The organism is Chamaesiphon sp. VAR_48_metabat_403 (assembly GCF_031422475.1).
Classification (GTDB): domain Bacteria; phylum Cyanobacteriota; class Cyanobacteriia; order Cyanobacteriales; family Chamaesiphonaceae; genus Chamaesiphon.
Map to the genome: position 1 here is coordinate 1 of NZ_JANPLS010000436.1, position 1,647 is coordinate 1,647.

Consider the following 1,647-nt stretch of genomic DNA (forward strand, 5'->3'; position numbering starts at 1 on the left):
AGTCAGATCCAATCGTCGTCATCACCATTGCCGTCCACCACAATGCAATGCCATAGTCAGTAATAATCCCATTGGGAACTTCGCGCTCGAACGCATACATACCAGCCGATCCAATCAGGGTGACGATTACAGTTAATCCCACCACATAGCCAAACCCGCGCCGCTGAAAGCTGGCACCAAATAAGCGCATTCCTCTGTTGGTACCGATCGTGATGCGTAACAACTGTAACCCTCGAATTCCATGAATCGATTGCAACGGCTGAATGACTCGCATTATCCGAAAGATTCGCAAGGCTGGAATCAGTAGTGAAAATGCAATTAACCAATGATGCTTGATGTAGGAAAGTTTGCGCGGAGCAAGGGTGAATTCGACGCTAAAGTCGAGGATAAAAGCGATCCAAATGGTCGTTCCAATGGCTTCTAAGATCGGAGTTAGCCCCCAAACTAGCTCGATAATAAACAATCCCAACCACGCAAAACTTAGCACCAGCATCGGCATTTCCGACCAATCTTCCCACTGTTGGAAGACTTCGCCACGTTCTCGTTCTAAGGCTGGCTGTTGATGTGGGTGCTTCATCAGAAATTTGGGTAGAAACCCCGTGCTGTGCCTACGGCAGGCTATGCCAACAGCACGGCTTTACAGGAGCAAACGAAGTGCAGCTAGTATGCGCTGTGAATTACCACTAGTAAACACACGATCGCTTGCGGTACAATGACATTGGTCGTTGACCCACCCGAGACGCATGGATCAGACAGCCTAACGAGCGAAGTCCAGTTAACTGGCGGCGCAGAAAAATCGGTAGACCGGGAAAAGCACGAGGGGCAATGGTTGAACATCCTTGAGTGACATAGTTAAATTAGTTGGTTTACTTTTTAAAAACCGCAGGGCTTGCGGGGCTAGTCTGTGGAGCGAACATAAGACCAAATCTCCCTTGGGAGCTGAGGCAGTTGCTATGAAGCAGAAAAACCAAGAAGTGATTCTTGGAATTCTCGCGCGTTCACGCCGAGAAGCATGTCAACGTAGACTCTGTGGCTGAGATCGATACACCTCAAGTTGTGCTTTCAACTGAGCTACTTCTTGCGCCAGATCCAGCACGATCGCGGCTCCAACTAAGTTCACTCCCAAATCTTGCTGCAACCGCTGAATCTGAGCGATGCGGGCAATCTCGCGCGAATGTAGCATCGAGCCTGTGGGTTCGATAACGCCCAACTGGACATAAACATGTATGACCGCGATCGAAGTCTGCGCGACATTGGCAGCATATTCAAAGGTGTATAGACAATCCCCCTCTGTTGAAACTACGGTGGTGGATAGGCTGAAAGTCATAATGTTATCTCCTCCAAGTGGGCGCGGGGGTTAAAGGTGGTATTTGCCTGAATTTTTTCGTAACATTCCTGCTCGATTTCATTGAGCTGCCGGGGCGTAACGATCTGAAGTTTGGCGAATAAGTCACCGTGCCCCCCCTTTGGTAACGTCCAGCCTTTACCGCGCAGTTTGAGCGATTGCCCCGATTTCACCCCTCTGGGCACTTTCATCGTCACGCTACCATCGGGAGTTGGTACTTGGATTTCTGCCCCCAGCACTGCCTCGTCGGGGCGAATGGGCACATCACAGACGAGGTTATCGCCCTCAAATCTAAAGAAGGA

3 protein-coding genes are annotated in these 1,647 nt (G+C 50.0%); all 3 read right to left on the bottom strand.

Going from position 1 to position 1,647, the window contains the following annotated elements; translation table 11 throughout:
- Positions 1–577 (bottom strand): two pore domain potassium channel family protein (locus RMO79_RS20980; RefSeq protein ID WP_310485212.1); only part of this gene is annotated, 577 nt, incomplete at its 3' end.
- Positions 578–1,015: 438 nt separating this feature from the next.
- A complete protein-coding gene (locus RMO79_RS20985) occupies positions 1,016–1,327 on the bottom strand; it encodes a chaperone modulator CbpM (protein WP_310485213.1) in 312 nt (103 codons plus the stop codon).
- Positions 1,324–1,647 (bottom strand): DnaJ C-terminal domain-containing protein (locus RMO79_RS20990; protein WP_310485214.1); only part of this gene is annotated, 324 nt, incomplete at its 5' end. The genes RMO79_RS20985 and RMO79_RS20990, both read right to left, overlap by 4 nt.